This is a genomic window from Shimia litoralis (genome assembly GCF_005518135.1).
Classification (GTDB): Bacteria; Pseudomonadota; Alphaproteobacteria; order Rhodobacterales; family Rhodobacteraceae; genus Shimia_E; species Shimia_E litoralis.
Genome location: NZ_SULI01000009.1, coordinates 74,989 through 93,193, shown reverse-complemented (window position 1 = coordinate 93,193; position 18,205 = coordinate 74,989). Strand labels below are relative to the sequence as shown.

The 18,205-nt window shown below is 53.4% G+C and carries 17 protein-coding genes, 1 tRNA gene, 1 other RNA gene and 2 pseudogenes; 7 read left to right on the top strand and 14 right to left on the bottom strand.

The genetic code is table 11. The features are described from left to right. The first annotated feature begins 6 nt into the window (after nt 1-6). Together FAP39_RS09625 and FAP39_RS09620 are read left to right on the top strand one after the other, a co-directional pair. On the top strand, nt 7-669 hold the full coding sequence (locus tag FAP39_RS09625; RefSeq protein WP_138016179.1) for an SDR family NAD(P)-dependent oxidoreductase: 663 nt from the start codon (nt 7-9) through the stop codon (nt 667-669). Continuing rightward, a pseudogene (locus tag FAP39_RS09620) lies at nt 663-965 on the top strand (cryptochrome/photolyase family protein); the annotation flags it as partial. The gene FAP39_RS09625 and the pseudogene FAP39_RS09620, both read left to right, overlap by 7 nt. A gap of 158 nt (nt 966-1,123) precedes the next feature. Here FAP39_RS09620 and FAP39_RS09615 read toward each other — a convergent pair. After that, nucleotides 1,124-1,381 (bottom strand): hypothetical protein, encoded by a 258-nt coding sequence (locus FAP39_RS09615; RefSeq protein WP_138016177.1) that lies wholly within the window; start codon nt 1,379-1,381, stop codon nt 1,124-1,126. 167 nt (nt 1,382-1,548) lie between these two features. On the opposite strand from FAP39_RS09615, the pseudogene FAP39_RS17780 reads away from it, so the two are divergent. Beyond that, nucleotides 1,549-1,757 (top strand): annotated as a pseudogene (locus FAP39_RS17780) (IS6 family transposase); the annotation flags it as partial. A gap of 580 nt (nt 1,758-2,337) precedes the next feature. Here FAP39_RS17780 and FAP39_RS09605 read toward each other — a convergent pair. The 13 genes from FAP39_RS09605 to FAP39_RS09545 form a co-directional block, all read right to left on the bottom strand. Continuing rightward, nucleotides 2,338-2,427 (bottom strand) — tRNA-Ser (locus FAP39_RS09605). 220 nt (nt 2,428-2,647) lie between these two features. Beyond that, nucleotides 2,648-3,367 carry an alanyl-tRNA editing protein gene (locus tag FAP39_RS09600; RefSeq protein WP_138016176.1) on the bottom strand — a complete coding sequence of 240 codons (720 nt, stop codon included), beginning with the start codon at nt 3,365-3,367 and terminating at the stop codon, nt 2,648-2,650. Continuing rightward, nucleotides 3,364-5,826, bottom strand: coding sequence for a DUF3772 domain-containing protein (locus FAP39_RS09595; RefSeq protein ID WP_138016175.1), 2,463 nt, complete (start codon nt 5,824-5,826; stop codon nt 3,364-3,366). The genes FAP39_RS09600 and FAP39_RS09595 overlap by 4 nt, the downstream gene beginning before the upstream one ends. After that, a complete protein-coding gene (locus FAP39_RS09590; RefSeq protein WP_138016174.1) occupies nt 5,826-6,860 on the bottom strand; it encodes a cysteine synthase A in 1,035 nt (344 codons plus the stop codon). Before FAP39_RS09590 ends, FAP39_RS09595 begins: the two co-directional genes overlap by 1 nt. Nucleotides 6,861-6,916: 56 nt before the next feature. Continuing rightward, nucleotides 6,917-8,041 (bottom strand): NUDIX domain-containing protein, encoded by a 1,125-nt coding sequence (locus FAP39_RS09585; RefSeq protein WP_138016173.1) that lies wholly within the window; start codon nt 8,039-8,041, stop codon nt 6,917-6,919. A gap of 4 nt (nt 8,042-8,045) precedes the next feature. Next, nucleotides 8,046-8,486 (bottom strand): TrgA family protein, encoded by a 441-nt coding sequence (locus FAP39_RS09580; RefSeq protein WP_138016172.1) that lies wholly within the window; start codon nt 8,484-8,486, stop codon nt 8,046-8,048. Continuing rightward, nucleotides 8,486-9,694, bottom strand: coding sequence for an SAM-dependent methyltransferase (locus FAP39_RS09575; protein ID WP_138016171.1), 1,209 nt, complete (start codon nt 9,692-9,694; stop codon nt 8,486-8,488). Before FAP39_RS09575 ends, FAP39_RS09580 begins: the two co-directional genes overlap by 1 nt. A gap of 186 nt (nt 9,695-9,880) precedes the next feature. Continuing rightward, the gene (locus tag FAP39_RS09570) at nt 9,881-11,104 is read right to left on the bottom strand and encodes an aminotransferase class V-fold PLP-dependent enzyme (protein ID WP_138016227.1); all 1,224 of its coding nucleotides are present in this window, start codon (nt 11,102-11,104) and stop codon (nt 9,881-9,883) included. A 133-nt stretch (nt 11,105-11,237) separates the two neighbouring features. Continuing rightward, nucleotides 11,238-11,672: a DsrE family protein gene (locus FAP39_RS09565; protein WP_138016170.1), complete on the bottom strand. Its 435-nt coding sequence runs from the start codon at nt 11,670-11,672 to the stop codon at nt 11,238-11,240. 163 nt (nt 11,673-11,835) lie between these two features. Next, nucleotides 11,836-12,255, bottom strand: coding sequence for an HIT family protein (locus FAP39_RS09560; protein WP_138016169.1), 420 nt, complete (start codon nt 12,253-12,255; stop codon nt 11,836-11,838). 72 nt (nt 12,256-12,327) lie between these two features. After that, nucleotides 12,328-13,320, bottom strand: coding sequence for an acryloyl-CoA reductase (gene acuI / locus FAP39_RS09555; protein ID WP_138016168.1), 993 nt, complete (start codon nt 13,318-13,320; stop codon nt 12,328-12,330). 12 nt (nt 13,321-13,332) lie between these two features. Further along, nucleotides 13,333-14,436: a dimethylsulfoniopropionate demethylase gene (locus FAP39_RS09550; protein ID WP_138016167.1), complete on the bottom strand. Its 1,104-nt coding sequence runs from the start codon at nt 14,434-14,436 to the stop codon at nt 13,333-13,335. Between the two features lie 2 nt (nt 14,437-14,438). After that, complete coding sequence (locus FAP39_RS09545; protein WP_138016166.1) at nt 14,439-14,942, bottom strand: DinB family protein; 504 nt, start codon at nt 14,940-14,942, stop codon at nt 14,439-14,441. A 93-nt stretch (nt 14,943-15,035) separates the two neighbouring features. Between FAP39_RS09545 and FAP39_RS09540 the strand changes: the two genes are divergently transcribed. The 4 genes from FAP39_RS09540 to chrA all read left to right on the top strand — a co-directional run bounded on the left by FAP39_RS09540 (nt 15,036) and on the right by chrA (nt 18,151). Continuing rightward, nucleotides 15,036-15,782: a FadR/GntR family transcriptional regulator gene (locus FAP39_RS09540; RefSeq protein ID WP_138016165.1), complete on the top strand. Its 747-nt coding sequence runs from the start codon at nt 15,036-15,038 to the stop codon at nt 15,780-15,782. A 191-nt stretch (nt 15,783-15,973) separates the two neighbouring features. Further along, nucleotides 15,974-16,326, top strand: a transfer-messenger RNA (tmRNA) gene (ssrA, locus tag FAP39_RS09535). A gap of 82 nt (nt 16,327-16,408) precedes the next feature. Next, nucleotides 16,409-16,834 carry an ester cyclase gene (locus tag FAP39_RS09530; RefSeq protein ID WP_138016164.1) on the top strand — a complete coding sequence of 142 codons (426 nt, stop codon included), beginning with the start codon at nt 16,409-16,411 and terminating at the stop codon, nt 16,832-16,834. Nucleotides 16,835-16,888: 54 nt separating this feature from the next. Then, nucleotides 16,889-18,151, top strand: coding sequence for a chromate efflux transporter (gene chrA / locus FAP39_RS09525; RefSeq protein WP_138016163.1), 1,263 nt, complete (start codon nt 16,889-16,891; stop codon nt 18,149-18,151). Nucleotides 18,152-18,205 lie beyond the last annotated feature (54 nt).

Sequence of the window (18,205 nt, the reverse complement as noted above, 5' to 3'; positions counted from 1 at the left end):
TCGGTCATGCAAAAACATGCATTGGTCATTGGTGCTTCAGGGGGCATTGGGCAGGCGTTGGCATTAGAGCTGGAGGCCAGAGGCGATCAAGTCACGCGTCTTTCTCGGGTGCAGGATTCTCTGGACATAACCGACGAACACAGCGTTTCGGAACAATTGGAAAACCTAGAGACCGTATTCGATTTGATTTTCGTTGCCACTGGCATCCTTTCGGGCACTCGAGGACCAGAAAAATCGCTGCTGTCGTTATCCTCAGACGAGATGGCAAATCTATTCGCGGTAAATGCGATAGGCCCCGCATTGGTGTTGAAACATGTCAAACGTTTGCTGCCGAAAAATAAGCGCTGCGTCTTTGCGGCGCTCTCTGCTCGTGTTGGGTCTATTGGTGATAACCATTTGGGGGGCTGGTACTCGTACCGCGCCTCCAAAGCGGCCCTCAATCAGGTGATCAAGACGTCTTCGATTGAATTCAAGCGGACACATAAGCATTTGATCTGCGTGGCTTTGCACCCCGGTACAGTCGCAACGGAGTTCACGAAAAACTATCCGCAACATCAGGCGGCTCCGTCGCAAAAAGCTGCAAGCCATATGCTGAGTGTCCTCGATAGCCTTACGCCTGAAGACAGTGGTCAGTTCTATGATTGGAAGGGAAAGAGGGTCCCGTGGTGACCGCGTTTTCGAGCACCAAGCCACCGCGCATCATCTTGATACTTGGGGATCAACTTTCCACTGATCTGGCTTCGCTGAGGCACGCAGATCCACAAACAGACATTGTTCTGATTGCAGAGGTGCGAGACGAGGCCACATATGCCCCGCATCACAAAAAGAAAATCGCATTTGTCTTCTCTGCCATCCGCCATTTTGCCAAAGACCTTGAAGCAACAGGTTGGCGTGTTTGGTATGCACACCACATTCAGCGCCTGATGGTCACCGGCAACTTTGCCATGCTTGCCGGTGTCGATCCTTTATGTCGTTTCGTGTGATATGCTTACGGCGATTTGTTGAAAACTGACCAAAAAAGCCTAAAGCGTATCGTGCTTTAAAGTTAGATATGAGAACCCGGGTATTTTTGCCTCGGGCAAAACATCTCAGAGCTATTGGTCAGTAATTTGAGGGGTTTTGGTCATGTCGTCGATTTTTCATCGGCTTTCTGAAAGACCATCAAAGTTATAAAAATGCCGGCAATGACCAAGACATGAAACACGGCAGTTACGCCAAAAACCAAATAACTGCCAAGAGAGAGAGAGAAGATCGCACTCCACATCCATGCAAGCAGTTGCATCACCATGTGCGCGGTGGGCAAGGAAAGGTTTTTGAGAGGGCTTTGTCTTTCGTCCATCACCGCATCCCAGTTTTGCTTAATTGTGTTGTTTCCAGTCATTGCTAATCTCCTTTGTAATTTGGTTACGGTGAAGAGGACAATCTGGATCAATCAAACATCCAATCCTAAAATCAAAAGCGGCCTCAATCCGATTTCACGCGCAATCAACCGATCGCCATCGCGCCCCGAAAAACGCTACTTTGACAGACCATCTGATATCTTTTGCGTATCCGCTGTCGCTGAGGAATGTCGAAGATCTTCTTCACGAGCGGGGTATCGATGTCAGCCATGAAACGATCCGTTTCTGGTTAAAAAAATTTGGCCCATTGTTCGCGTCTGAAATCCGCCGAAAGAGGATCAACCGGATACGGTGCCGCTCGCCTGTAGATGGAATCTTGATGAGGTTTTCGTAAAGATTAACGGTGAAGGACATTGGTCCACATAAGGCGCCTCAGACAGACGCACAGCGAAAGGGTGGTTTGTAATTAGCGCCTGATCACTGATTGCAATGGTTGCTTCGATGATGTGCGCTGCATCGCGGCAAAAGTTCCACTGCAAGCGCGAAGGAATGCTGCAGCAGCGAAGCTGCGAAATCCAATGTCGCCTTCGTCCGCACCCCAGTCGTTCGTTCAGGCCGCAGCGAATGTCGGCTCCTCGATACTCAGGCGTCAATCCGCCAATCGCGCTTGGCATGGCGATCGGGTCCTGTTCCCATCAAGACTTCGCACCAACGCGCACAACCACGCCGCCTTCGGGTGTCTCTGTTCGCATTGATAGCGGTCGAGCCCGCTTCAACTGCGGCGCAACCTATTTTCGGCAAGCAACTGAAAAGAAAATCATTTTTGAATGCGTCTCGATTTGGGTGAAGGGCGGGTGGAAAGAGACGCGGGGCGTTCGGAGACCGATTTCGGGCCAGAGGCCAGTCTCCGAAAGTCGGATAGCTTCGCTAAACCCCTTTGAAACAAAAAGAAAAAAGGCCCACGCTGGGGCCTCGTCTCGGGTTTGCGAATGGTTGGTGGCGGAGCGACAGGGATTCGAACCCTGGAGACGGTCTCCCGCCTACACACTTTCCAGGCGTGCGCCTTCGACCACTCGGCCACCGCTCCGTTAGGCGCCTTCCTACCCTTGGTTCGTGGCCACTTGCAAGAGGTCTTGGCACGAAATCTTCACGAGGAGGCATTTTTCTTTCAGGCGGTCGATTAAGACCTTTGAAGTGGTCAAAGATGTCCAGAATTTCAGGGGGTTTTGCGTGCACCCATTCTACAATTTTTCACATCTAGATACCCGATATCAAATCCCAAAATGGTAAGGGGCTATCGCAGGTGCTTAATCGTCCAAATGCACATAAACTCGTCGGTTTTGACGACCCTTTTTCTCGATCTTTCCGACGCGCACGCGCCCGATTTCACCAGTACGGGCCACATGGGTCCCCCCACATGGTTGCAGGTCAATTTGTGCGGCGCCCGTACCAATGTACACCAATCGAACGTCCCCTTTGCCCATAGGAGGCATGACTGACATGGTCTTGACCAAGCTGGGATTTGCGGCAAGGTCCTGCGCGCTGATCCAGTCTTCTCCAACAACAAGATCTTGCTCGATCAACGCGTTCAATTGTGCATCAAGTGCCGCCTTGTCAGAGGGCGCATCAGGCATATCAAAATCAAGCCGGCCTTTCTCCAGGCTGATGGCACCCCCGCTTACGGGCAAGGGAATAACAACCGAAAGCAAGTGTAACACGGTGTGAACGCGCATATGTCGGTGTCGGCGATCCCAATCCAGATGCTGCATCACGACAAACCCGATGGGTGGCAGACCAGCAGGCTCTGCTGGCACAAGCGCAATGGCATCCCCGTCGGACTTCACGGTGGTGGCAATCTTGAGTGTTTCGCCAGACCACGTCAGATATCCGCTATCGCCGGGTTGCCCCCCGCCTGTGGGATAGAAGATGGTTTTGTCCAAAACAATGCCGCCCTCGGGCGTATGGGCAATCACCGTCGCGGTGTCTTCCCGAATATATGCATCATCGCGAAACTTGAGATACGTCATCTGTCGCCGCCGTCCCCGCCATCGCCGCCTGCATCGCTGTCGCCCCCATCCATATCAGCGACCGACATGGCCATCGGGTCAGTCTCCTGTGACAAAATCTCGGGGACAACCCTGACTTTGTGTTTTGGCTCGTTGGAGGGCTTAGTCTCGGCACGACCACGAGCAAGAGTTTCAGGATTACGGAGCCAAATATCGGTTTGTGCAAACGGAATTTCGATATCTTCTTCTGCGAACCGTCTCGCGATTTCAAAGTTCATATCAGACCGTACAGAGAGCACCCAATTGACATCACGCAGGATGGCTCTGATCTCGAAATCCAATGAGCTGGCACCGAAGCCTTGGAATACCACGTAAGGCGCCGGAGTTGCCAAAACCATAGGGTGAGCGTTGGCGACTTCTAACAGAAGTTTTTCGATACGCCGCGGATCAGTGCCATAGGCCACTCCGACAGGGACAATCACACGCCCTACTGTGTTGCCACGGGTATAGTTGGTCACCTGCCCCGTGACCAAATCCGCGTTGGGTACAATAACATCCGTGCGATCAAAGGTTTCGATCCGTGTGGCGCGCACTGAAATGTCGCGCACATATCCCATTTGACCCGCAACCTCGATCCAGTCCCCTTCGGAGACAGGGCGTTCCACCAATAGAATGATGCCACTGACAAAGTTAGACACGATGGTCTGAAGCCCAAACCCGATGCCCACTGACAAGGCCCCTGCCACAAGCGCAATGGAGCCCAAGTCGATCCCGGCGTTGTTGATTGCAATCATCGCGGCAAGGAAGATCCCGACATATCCGATCCCAGACACAACCGCATTCTGCCCGCCAATATCCAGACGTGTTTTGGGAAGAATGGTCACACGCATGGTTTTTTGCAAAAGCCGCGTAATCCCGTATCCCAATCCGAACACGGCCAGAAATATGACAAAATCTTGTGGGGAGATTGTGGTCTGTCCGATCGACAATCCCCTTGCCAGTTTGGTCCAGATTTCGGTGATGTCTGCGACGCGTGCGCCCCAGATCAACGCCAATATCGGCAAACTGATGGTTGCAAGAACAAGGGCAATCAGCACGGGGATCAACGATTCACTGCTGTCTTTGCGGCCCTGTAAAAGTGCCGCGATATGCGACAGAAACCGCGTCAGCATAAAGACAAAAGCAATCCACTGTACCGACAAAATGGCAGGGAAAATTATGGCTTCGGAAGCGCGCGTGAACCCTGTGATTGCCAAAGCAATGCCCACCACCGCGCATATTTGATAAAAGCGGGTAATGGTCTGAATGACTTGATAACCATAGCTGCGATCGGGGCGCTCTTCTTCACGTTCTTGCGTCAGATACGCACCAAGCAAGGATGCAATTCGCAACATCAACAGGCCCGCAAGGACGATCAACGGAAAAAAGATGATGCCGCGCGCTTCAACCGACCAAATGTCAAAGCGCCCGAGAATTTTGAAAATTTCGTTGGTCGCCAGAACCAAGCCGATTAAGAACGTATCAAAACGCCCCTCTGCACGGCGTGCTTCGGACAAGCGCAAGAAATGATTGGACTGTACGACCTTGGGAAACATCCGCTGCCCAAGCCACACGGTCAGGAGAAAGATCAATGCCGCCTCTGGCACTTTCGAGAGCAACCGATCCCCACGTAAGCCCGCCAAATCCGTCGCATAGATGGCTTCGATCAGCGCATAGACCCCCGCCAACGGCAGTAATATATAGCCAAGTGACACTGCAAATGCCACCAGCCAACGCCCTGCAGACATTTCTGTCTGCTGGACCTGTCGCATCAATCGCTCGGTCCAGAACCGCCCGCGCCATAGCAAAACTGCGGCCAACACCAAATAGAACACCATCTTTGGCAAGTTCTCGACGATTTCATACCGTCTGGCTTGGTACGCCCATGATGTTTTCACCTCGTTTACGACGTGCATAAACGTGTTCGAAAATTCCTGAAATGCCCCTGTCCAATGTAGTGGATTCAGTGGTGACGGACCCTTTTGCATCAAGGCGTCGGTTTGACGCGCGCGCAACACGCCGTCCACGGCATGAATCAGCTCTTCGGCTTCTGCAAAGGCTAATTCGGCTCTCCGTGTCGGGGCCCGAGATTTGGCCAGACGCTCGGTGAGCTCGACGCGCAGTTGCGCAGCATCTTCGGGTTCCCCGTCTTCGGGTACGGGGCCCAGTGCCTTAAGCTGTGCCTCAAGCGTATCTGTGGAAATTTGTTGTTTGGTCCGTGCTTGGTCAAAGGTGCCGCGCCACTGCACAAGATGCGAGCGCAGCGCCTCCATGGCCATATCAGACGCGCGGCCAAATTCGATGGCCTCTTCGGCACGATCCGCCTGTAGCCGCCATTTGTCGTAATCAAGCGTTTCTTGTGCTGCGACCCCGCCAAATCCAGGCAAGGCCATCAACACCACAACGAAAACGATGCGCAGCGCAGCAGAAAGGTGAATCATTACGAGTCCTCAAATACTCCGGGGATGCTCGACGGTCCTTGCGACAACCAGCTTGGCGTCGGCAGGCCTTTTTCTTTCAGGAAATCTGGATTGAACAGTTTAGATTGATACCGCGTTCCATAGTCGCAAAGCACCGTCACAATCGTATGGCCGGGCCCCATTTCACGAGCCATTTTCATCGCACCCGCCACGTTGACCCCCGACGATCCCCCAAGGCACAGGCCTTCTTCGCTGAGCAAATCAAAGACAACCGGCAGCGCTTTTTCGTCGGGCACCTGATACAACATATCTGGTGTAAACCCTTCAAGGTTGGCGGTAATACGACCCTGCCCGATGCCCTCGGTGATGGACCCGCCTTCGGCTTTGGCGGCCCCGTCGCGGTAAATTGTGAACATGCCAGATCCCATTGGATCGGCCAGCGCGACTTTGACATTCTTGGACTGCAACGCCTCGCCTACCCCGGCAAGCGTTCCACCAGACCCAACCGCACAGACAAAGCCGTCAACCTTGCCACCGGTTTGTTCCCAAATCTCTGGACCTGTGGTTTCAATATGCGCCTGACGGTTGGCGATATTGTCAAACTGGTTGGCCCAAATTGCACCATTTGGTTCGGTTTTGGCAAGCTTTTCGGCCAGACGACCCGAATATCGCACGTAATTGTTTGGATTCTTATAAGGGGCAGCAGGAACCAGAACCAATTCCGCACCTGCGAGCCGCAGCATATCTTTCTTTTCTTGGCTCTGGGTTTCCGGCATCACTATAACCGTTTTGAACCCAAGAGAAGCCCCAACCAGCGCAAGACCAATGCCGGTGTTGCCTGCAGTACCTTCGACGATCGTTCCACCTGGCTTTAGATCACCGCGTGCGATTGCATCCCGAATAATAAACAGGGCGGCGCGATCTTTGACAGATTGGCCCGGGTTCATAAATTCGGCTTTGCCGTAAATCTCGCATCCCGTTTCTTCGCTCGCCTTACGCAGTCGGATCAAGGGTGTGTTACCGACCGCTTGGGCCAGATCAGATGCAATTCGCATAGATGCGTTCCTTCTAAATATCTTATCTTAATGTGTAAGGCCGTGGCGGGCGGAACTCAAGCGTCGGCGCGCAACCTGTCGCGATGTCTTGCCAACCATAGGCCCGCCAAAACCAAAGGTGCGTTCACGGCGGACATGTCGTCAATCATCGCCATCAGATCATCGAAACTAAAGAGGTAAGACTGAATGTCTTCTGCTTCAGATGCCAACCCCGCGACGCCTGCCGTGCCATCCGGCAGATCGGCCAGCCCCACATAGATGTCATAATATTCTGTGGAGCACCCCGGCGAGGCATAGCAATGCGCCACATCATGCAGGTCCCGCAACTCAAGCCCTGCTTCTTCCATCGCCTCACGCCGTGCGGTGTGTTCGGGGGTTTCCCCCGCGTCGACCCGCCCGGCAATCGGTTCAAGCTGCCACGGCTTTTGATCATTTCGGGCAAATGGCCCCGGTCTGAATTGCTCGACAAGCAACACGCGATCACGCACCGGATCATAGGGCAACACAATCACCGCATCCGTCGCCAGAAACACCGCGCGACGCACCATGTCGCTGCGACCGCCATCATATCGTTGGAACGTCAAATCATATTCATCGATGGCGAAAAAATTCACATACGGGCGCTGTTTGCCCAAGACCTGAACCGCAGACGCATCCAACCCTGACGGGCTGTGGGCGCGATTATGATGCAGACCATTCACCTTGGCCTGCGCCCGTGCCCGGATCATTGGAAACATTCGCACGACCTGTTGCGCATCAAGGTGGCCGAAATATTCCATGACTTCTTGCGCAGCAAAGCAGCTCATCTCGCCCCAAAGCTCAACCCAATGCTCCAGCGACCATGCGTCCCCTGCCCGCCATAAATCCGGCGCCGGAAAATACACTTGTGCCGCCGCACTCTGGCCATCTACGTCGACCTGAATATCGCGCAACGCATATTCAAATCCGGCCTCATAGTAATTCAGTCGTGCGATGTCATCGTCTGACAATCCGCGCACCAACACCCCTTTTGCAGTGCCCGCGCCAGAAACCAGCGTTGGAAACGGATGATCCACAACGGCCAAGACCTGATGCCCGTCAAGTGTGGCCTCGGCGACCAACAGGTCCTCGGGTGCACGGCCCAAAACGATAGAGAGCAAGGGCACATGCCGCAATGTGCCGTAGAAAAATAGCGATTTCATAGTGTTATCTCCAGCGCCGAAAGGCCGTCTCAGTTGCTAGGCCGGACACTATCCCGCCAATGATCAGCACTGCAATGATCTTTATGTCCAACAAGTACGATCCATAGCCCATCGCAATTTCAAGCACACCGCGCAGGGCCTCCATCGGTTCGGTATATCGATGTCGCAAAGCTTGGCGCAGCATCTCGCGTGACCCAAATCCAAGCAATCCAACAACAACCAGAACAATCACAGAGGTCAGGCCGTTATTGATTGCAACGGCGGTTCCGCCCCCTGCCCTTGGGCCCAGATTGACCCAGCCCACACCAAGCCCGATCGCAGCCGAAACATAAGTAAATGGCCCGAAATATGCCCCCTCGGGCATCAGCGGCTTCACCAATTCGGCCACAATAGCACCGATAATGGCCAGACATATCGCGGCGACAAGACGGTTGGCTGTGGGCATCAGTGAGACCTTGAAATCGTGATTTGTGATACGTCACAGTTTCCGCTGTGAAATGCGGCAGCGCAAGAGGTCAAATAAAAGTTCCACATGCGTTGAAATCTCTCGTCAAATCCAAGCGCTTTGACGTCGGGCCACCGCGCATTGAATCGCTTGTACCAATCGCGCAAGGTTTTGCTGTAGCTTTCACCAAAATCATGGATATGCTCGACCTGAAGGCCAGCGTTCTGGATTTGGGTTTTCAACGCACTTGGACTGGGAAGCATGCCCCCAGGAAAGATGAATTTCTGTATAAAATCAACACCTTTCCTGTATTGTGCAAACCTGTCTTCGTGAACCGTGATAATCTGTAACGTAGCCTTTGCAGTGGGCTTGAGGCACCTGTGAACTGTGTCAAAATATACCGGCCAGTATTTCTCGCCGACGGCTTCGAACATTTCGATACTGACGATGCCGTCATATTGGGTTTCTTCGTCACGATAGTCTTGTAACTTGAAGTTCACAAAATCAGATAACCCATTTCTATCAATGCGTTGCCTTGCAAAGCTCAACTGTTCTTGTGATATGGTCAAGCCGGTCACATTTACCCCGCAAGTGCCTGCGGCGTAGTGTGCAAACCCTCCCCACCCACAGCCGATCTCAAGAATATGATCTCCGCGTTTCACGCCAAGATGCTCAATTATGGATTGGTACTTTGCCAATTGCGCGATCTTAAGGTCATGCTGGTCCGGCGCGAACAACGCCGAGGAATAAGTCATCGTGTCATCAAGCCAAAGAGCGTAAAACGCATTTCCCAAATCATAATGGTAAGAAATATTCTTCTTGGCCTGCCCGACTGTATTTCGATTCATCCAATGCCGCATGCGCTCGTAATACCGCACCAACCCCGCACCGGGGAAACCGTCAAACAGCACATCATTGTCCGCACGCAAGAGATCCATGAAGGCTTGCAAGTCAGGCGTGCTCCAGTCGCCGTCCATATAGGATTCACTGAATCCCAGTTCCCCCTCGCGCATCAAACGTGAAAACGTATCTGGATGGTGAATTTTCAGATGGGCAATCGGCCCCGTGTGTGCGCCCTGTGCACGAAACACCCGACCGTCGGGTAATTCAAAATCCAACTGCCCCCGATTGATTTTAGAGGCCAGTTCGAACACGGCCGCGAAGTACCGAGGCAACCCCTCTTGCGCTTTTGTCGATGTCAGGATCATCCACGTCTCCTCAGCGTGCGATCTGACAAAATGCTAAACTAGAAGTTCTTGTTTCAGCAAGTCTTAGTTGAAATCAATAAAAATACCGTAAAAACAGCCCCTTGAGTGACCATAGGGGGCGACTGTGCGCGTAGATTGCGCGGCCAACCTTCTGATTGTCCACGCAAGATGTGTGATACTCAGCCGCTATAGAACCGCATCAAGTGCGTTAAGAAGTTTGTGAATTTCCTCTTGCGACGTGTAATGCACAAAGCTCAATCGCAAGACTCCTTTGCGTGGATCGATATTTTGCCCTTCCAGCGCCCGCACAGCGTAAAAATCGCCACCGCCCGCCATGATGCCAAGCGGTGCGAGGTCAGCTGCCAACGCTTCTCCTGACTTTTCACAGGCCAATGCCACGGTTGGGGCGCGGGTCTCTGCGGTTGTTGTGCCCAAAAGTCGCACAGAATTGCGGCTGCTGACGTAATCCAAGACGGGCTGTAATAATTTGATTTCATGCGCGCGCATCAGGTCATGTACCGCTTCGCCCGTGGCAGCAGGGGTTGTACCTGTAATTCCGTGATGGCTGGCGAGGGCTTCAATGTAATCGACCATCCCGGCACAGGCCGCAACTTGGGCATGATCGGGACCCGCAGGAGTAAAGCGTTTATACAGGCTGTCCGCATTGAAATAGTGACCTTGATTGGGCAACAGCATTCCCAATGCGCGCCGGATCACCATGCAACCTTGGTGTGGGCCATAGGTTTTATAACTTGAAAACAGATAGATGTCGGCCCCAAGCGCACCAACATCCGGCAACCCGTGCGGGGCATAGCTGACGCCGTCGACACAGACAAATGCCCCCGCAGCATGTGCCAATGCGGTGATTTCGACCACGGGGTTGATTTCACCAACAACGTTTGAGCAATGCGGAAAGCACACCAAACGCACGTCATCATCAAGCAAGTCCGATAGATCACTCGGGTTCAACAGCCCGGTTTCAGGGTCAATTTTCCATTCACGGACCGAAATGCCGCTTTCGGCCAACCGACGCCATGGTCCGGTGTTGGCTTCGTGATCCTGATTGGTCACGATGATCGCATCACCAGGTTTAAGCCACTGCCGAAACGCCTGCGCAAGCACATAGGTATTTTGCGTGGTCGAAGGCCCAAAGCTCAGCTCGTCGGTGTCGACCCCCATAATCGCGGCCAACCTCTGGCGGGCCTCGTCCATTTCAGCCCCGCCAAGGTGGGAGGCTTCATAAGGGGCATAGGGCTGAACCTTGCGCTCCTTATAGAACCGCGTCAGCCGGTCAATGACAGGTTTGCACGTATACGATCCGCCTGCATTTTCGAAAAAGGCCTGCCCTTGCAGCGCAGGTTGCTCAAACGCGGGAAACTGAGCCCGCACAAAGTCAATATTCATGTCCATGAGCACAGCTTTGTCATGAATTTCAGCCGGGTCAAGCACGCTGTGCGCGTTCACGAAAATCAGTCAATGATTTTGGGGCGCATCGGTATCACCGACCGCCCCAAATCAAAATGCACAACGCTAGATATTCAGCCTAGAAGCTCATGCGCGCATCGGCTTGCATCATGGCTTTGGCCATGGCACCAGGAGCGGCAACACCCACACCGTCCATCAAAACAGTTGCGTCAGCACCTTTGGCAGGCAGATAGATCGCGCAGACTTCCACCTTGGCACCAGGTTGCTGCATAATCATGCCCATAAGCTTTTGCGGGCTCATGCCCATTGGCGGTTGCGGAGCGGTCGCAGCTTCTGGCGCGTCTTTCAAAGCGAGATCACCAGCCGGACCACACAGCAGGATGTGCGGCGCAGCACCCTGTTTGGTCGCCTGCATCGTCAGAACCATCGCCATCAACTGGGTCTGCGGGTTTTCTTCGGTCAGGATTGTGACCAAAGATTTTGCATCTTCAGCGAATGCGGCCGGCGCGATCAACGATGCGGCCAGGGCCACAGATTTTAGGAGCATTTTCATGGGTCTACCTTGCAAAATCACATTACTCGCAAGGTGCACCCCGTCATCACGTAAGGATTGCGGAGGAAACATGACTTTAGGATGCACCTTACAATGTGTGTTTTGCCACAAGAGCCAAGGTCGCAGTTTGATCTGGATCAATTAAATTCCATATTTGGAATATTTATTGATCCAACACGGCACGCACCTTGTCAGCGATCCGCTTCAGATCGGCAAAATCCGCCATCACGCCGGGGGGACGCAGCCGCACACCTTCGTGGCGGGGCAAGATATGGAAATGCAGGTGAAACACCTCTTGGCCGCCTTCGGTCTCGTTGAACTGCTGAAGCGTGATGCCTTGCGCATCAAAAGCCGTCATGGCGGCGTGACTCATTTTTTGCACGGTGTTCATGCAAGAGGCCAGTTGATGCGGCGTGGCATCAAGCATGTTTCTGCAAGGAGTTTTGGGAATCACAAGCATATGCCCGTCTGCGCGCGGCATAATATCCATGAACACATATGTGTCGTCATCTTCATAGAGCTTTTCGCTGGGAATTTCGCCGCGCAGGATTTTGGCAAAAATGTTGTCGGTCTCATAGGCCATCGTGCGGATGCTCCGTTTTGATCATATCGTCGGCAGAAGGATGCCCCCCTGCCGACTGTGTTTGTCCGCTGATCAGGCGTTCACGTCAACCACAACGCGGCCCTGCACCTGACCCTTAAGAATATCCGCGCCCAACTGGGGCAAATCAGACAGGGTTGCGGGTTTGACCATCGACTCGAGCTTGTCCATAGGCAGGTCGGTGGCAATGCGCTCCCATGCGCGCAGGCGGTTGTCATAGGGCTGCATAACGGAATCGATCCCCAACAGGTTCACACCACGCAGCAGGAACGGGATCACAGTAGCAGGAAGCCCCGCGCCGCCAGCCAAGCCGACCGCTGCCACCGAGGCCCCATATTTCATCTGGCCCAAGACACGCGCCAACATGTCCCCGCCAACGGCATCGATACAGCCCGCCCAAGTTTCGCCTTCCAGAGGCCGCTTGGTGGTTTCGTTCAGGTCTTCGCGCGGCACAATCTGGGTGGCACCAAGCGACGCAAGATAGGCGCTTGTTTCTGGGCGTCCTGTCACACCTGCAACCTCATACCCCAAGTTCGCCAGAATGGCCGTGGCCACGGACCCAACACCGCCCGCGGCGCCTGTGACCAACACGGGCCCTTGCCCCGGCTTAAGCCCGTGATCCTCAAGCGCCATCACCGCCAGCATTGCCGTGAACCCAGCCGTCCCCACGGCCATGGCTTGGCGTGTATCCAGACCTTTTGGCAAGGGCACCAACCAATCCGCCTTGACGCGGGCCTTTTGCGAATATCCGCCCCAATGGGCCTCTCCAACACGCCATCCGGTCAGGACAACCTTGTCGCCTGGTGCATACCGGTCATCCGAAGACGCCTCGACAGTGCCTGCGAAATCAATGCCGGGGATGTGTGGGTAATGACGAACCAAGCCGCCACCGGGTCCCACGCACAAGCCATCTTTGTAGTTCACCGTAGAATACTCAACAGCGACCGTGACCTCGGCATCCGGCAGATCGTCGAGCGATAATTGCTGAACGGCCGCGCTGGTTTTTCCTGTGTCTGCGTCCTTGTTGACCACCAATGCATCAAACATGTGTATTCTCCTTTAAATCCAAAACTTCTCGCGCACGACGGCTGCGCGGGTACCGTCGGGGGTTTGCACCTCGACTTTTGTGTCATCATCCCAATGGGTCACGCGGATCATTCCGATGGCCACATTTGTGTTGAAATCGGGCGACCATGCAGCGGATGTCACCTTGCCGACCCGTTTGCCATTGGCATAGACAGGCCACACCCGATCACATGGCGGCACCGGGGCGCCTTCGATCGCAAGAGCGCGAATTTGCTGAACCGGACCCTCTTTGGCCACACGCAGCAAGGCATCGCGACCAATACACCCGATGGCCGTATGCGTGTTACAAAACCGCCCCAAGCCGCATTCATGCGGAGTATTGTCGTCTGTCATATCGTTGCCATAGCTCAGCAACCCACCCTCGATCCGTTCGATCAGGTTCGGGCACCCTGCCCGCACATTCAGGTCTTCGCCTGCCTCAAACAGCTTGCGCCACAATGGCATGCCAAGCTCGCTGCCTTCGACATAAAGCTCGAACCCACCCTGTTTTGAATACCCCGAGCGCGCGATCACCAGATCTTTGCCTTGAAACTGGTATACGCCAAACCGGAAAAATTTGATATCGCGGACGCTATCGCCAAACACGCGCGCCAACAGGTCGTCTGCTTTGGGGCCTTGGATCGCCAAAGGTGACACATCAGGTTCGTCGACCAAAACATCCAGGCGCCATCCGTTAACTATACCCTTGATCCAGAACAATAAATCGCTGTCTGCGATGGAAATCCACCACCGATCCTCGGCCAACTTCACTGCTACCGGATCATTCAACATCCCGCCGGTTTCATCCACAATCGGCACATAAAAACACTGGCCTGGCATCATGCCGCGCAAATCACGTGGCGTCAGCATCTGGATCAGGCGCGCGGCATCAGGCCCACGCAGTTCAACTTGGCGTTCACATGATACATCCCACACCTGAACATGGCGTTTCAGATGGTGATAATCCGCCTCAACACTTTCAAACACAGTTGGCAGCAGCATATGATTATAGACTGTATAGCCATTGACCCCTGCAGCCTCGACACCGTCGGAAAACGGTGTGCGTCGCAAACGTCTTGATAGGGAAATCTGAGCCATGTTTAATCCTCCGGCATAAATACCAAATCGGTATCCCCTGTTGTCATCCCCAGCGACGTCACCATGGTATGGATTTGTCCCCGATGATGGGTTTGGTGGTTGAAAAAATGCACGATGCATTGGGAAATCGGACGGCTTACTTCGCGGCCAAGCGACGCCGACATCCAAGAGAGATCACCAGACATCTGATCCTGTGTGAGCGCACTCGCCCACTGCTTAATCCGGCCATCTGTACGAAATCTCTCGGCCCCCCAAACAGCCATTGTCGGCGTTGTTTGCCCACTATCGGCCAGTTGCGCTGTCGGAGCCTCGCCGCCATCAAAACGTGCCATCCAGAGCAAATCCCCCCACAAAAGATGATTTGCCGTTGCCATGATCGACCCGAAAAAGGCCCCGCGGTCTGCGCGTAAATCGGCCTCTGTCAGCTTTTCCAACACGGACTTCATCTGAGAGTTCTGCCACGCATTATATTGCGCCATCATCTGGCAATATTCAGGAGAGATCATCGGGTGTGCTCCGCGCAACTATTTTTGAGAATCATATCTTGAAAGTAAATTGTCAGACATTTAAAATCGGATCAAATCATAAATGTCAGACAAATGAAAATTGATCCAAAAAATCCAGCAAACCTGTCCGCGCAAATTGCAAAATCCATTCGTGACTCCATCATCAATGGCGATCTGATTGTCGATGAACGCCTGCCTTCGGAATCCGAGCTCGCCGACCAATTCGATGTGTCGCGACCAACAGTAAGAGAAGCCCTTAAGCGTCTGGCAGCACAGAATTTAATCAGAACTCAGCGCGGCGCCACTGGCGGTGCATTTGTCCGCCGTCTTCGATACCAAGACGCCTATGCACAACACGTGACGACCTCGACGCTTTTGTTGTCGATGAATGATGTCACCTTTGAGACCGCCTGCGAGGCCCGCTTTACGTTGGAACGGGCGTGTGCGCCCTTGTCGGCCAAGCGACGCTCTGCACAACAGGTGGCCACAATGCGGGCTGAAATCCAGCGTCAGGAACAGGCTGACCTGTCTGACGAACATTTTTGCGACAGTGATGTCGCCTTTCACCGCGCCTTGGTGGATGGAGCTAAAAACCCGGTATTGTCCTATCAGTTGGCGGGTGCCGTCGAGGCGATGCAGCCGTTGATGAATATGATTACGTTCAGCCAAAGGAATCGCGAGATCATTGTTGGCCTTCATACGCGCATTGCGAATTCAATAGAGGCGCATAATGCAGCTTCAATTGACGAAGCCTTGGAAGAACTGGCCTCTTACACGTTGAAATTGGGCAGAGCCGCGCTGGCGGCCCGCGCCAATCGTTCGAAAGACGCGATAGCCTGACGCGCAAATTCGACGCGGTGCTACAGGTCATTCACAATTGTCATGCATCAGGTCGTCCGATTACCCAAGCAAGTTCAATCTTGTTGTCTCGTCAATATTGAAGTGCATTCATAAGCCACTTTAAGATATTGATATATAATGTATTTTATACGTATACGCCCGACCGCATACTATTGAGAGATTGACAACTACCCCTTGCATCCCCCGTGCGGTCGCCATATATTCTTTATGTCTCCTCGGGGACTATGGACATAAATGCGCTCGTAATAAACGGATCGGACCCGGGGGCGGTACCCGGCGACTCCACCAAACATCCTTCATTTGGGGATCATGGGGTCGAAATAGGATCGACGAACGCCTAAAGGGGTTAGCTTTGTCTCGGCTGTCTGCCACCGTTATCGGCGAAAACTGTACAATTGCAAATGACAATCGTGCTCCGGCAATGGCAGTTGCAGCGTAAGCTGTAAATGTCGCCGAAACTAACTCCTTGGGTTTAGCGACCTAAGGCGGGGTTCGTAGGCACCTGGCAACAGAAGCCTACACTTTCACATTCCGCTGTTAATCTTTTGTCCATGTGTGTCTGAGTATGCTGATTTAAGCACTCATCAACATGACAGGATAGTCCATTGGAAAAGAGAGAAATTCTTGAGACATGGTATCAACGCGTCTGGGTTGAAGGCGATCTTGATGCGATTGACGACATGTTTAGACCCGACACACAGGCCGCAGGGTTGATCCCTGAAATGCAGATGGGACCGGACGAGTTTCGCGAGCTTGTCCCGATGTTTCTCACACTTGTAGAGTCCCCTGTTGTAACGTTGGACAAGGTGATGGAAGACGGCGATTGGGTGTCTGCGCTCTATTCAATGCATGTCACCGACTCAAACTCTGGCAAACCGGTCATGGGCGCGGGTCAGCTATTTGTGCGCTTTTCTGGCGACAAGATGGTAGAGACGTATAACAGCTTTGATTTCATGGGGTTCTTTGAGCAAATTGGATTGCTGCCAGAACAATCTCTGGCTCTGTGCCTGACAGGCCAAAAAATCGGCTGACCAAAATGTGAAATTCCTGCTTGCAATGCGTTTAGGGGTGTGGTGCCTGACGGCATGACAGCCAGCCCTTCATATTCCGATCTCTTCCGTGTGTTTGGTCGCATTGGTCTCATGTCTTTTGGGGGACCAGTCGCACAGATCAGCTTGATGCATCGTGCGCTTGTAGAAGAACAGGCATGGCTGGAAGAAAAACAGTTTCTCGGTGCACTGTCGTTCTGCATGCTGCTTCCCGGCCCAGAAGCCATGCAACTGGCGACATTCACCGGATGGAAATTGCGCGGGACGCTTGGCGGGATGATCGCCGGCCTGCTGTTTGTCCTCCCCGGTGCAATTCTGATCACCCTGCTTGCAGGTCTGTACGTGGCATTTGGGCAAATTCCGATTGTGCAATCGGCGTTTCTCGGGGTTAAAGCAGCCGTTGTTGCCGTGGTGTTGCAGGCGATGTTTCGCTTGGCCCCCAAAGTTCTCACACCCCCGCTGAACATCAGCTTTGCGGTTGCAGCCTGTTGCATCTTGTACATGGGGGTGTTGCCGTTCCCTGCCCTAATCCTAGGTGCGGGCGTCGCTGGTTATGTGACGGCCAGACCGCCCGCCGTGTCGACTGCGGTTGCCTCCACACCGATGCCTGCGCATGGTCTCGCTCGAAGGACATTAAAGACGGCTGTTTTTTGGGGGATTCTATGGGCCGCGCCGATTGTTTTGGTTTGGGGTTTAGGCCATGCATTCTTGACCGAAATTGCCGTCTTCTTTTCCAAATTGGCTGTTGTCACCTTTGGCGGGGCCTATGCGGTGCTGGCGTATATGGTGCAAGCCGTCGTCACGGACTTTGAATGGCTCACCACAGCGCAGATGATGGACGCGCTTGGTTTGGCTGAAACGACCCCCGGCCCGCTGATCTTGGTGACACAGTTCGTCGGCCATTTGGCTGGGTACGCACAAGGCGGTGTGGGATTAGCGATTGTTGCGGGGTTGTTGACGCTCTGGTGCACTTTTGTCCCCTGTTTTTTATGGATTTTCGCGGGTGCCCCGTATGTCGATACCCTTTTGGAGAACCCTCGACTATCCGGCGCGCTTAAGGTGATTTCTGCATCTGTTCTTGGCGTGATCGCAAACCTTAGTATTTGGTTTGCGTTGCACGTAATATTTCAGCACGTGGTTTCAACGCGATTTGGTGCAGTTCCAGATCTTGCGAGTTTTGATCCAACGGCGTTTGGTATGGTCTGTATCGGAGTGATCCTGCTTATTCTTTGCAAAATTCCACTTGTAAAAACCTTGGCGCTGACGGCAGGTATTTCGATGATTGCGGGCCTCCTGTAGAGACCGGTGTTTTTTGTGAAAGCCGCCTTTTGTTTCCCGCCGAATCCACTATGC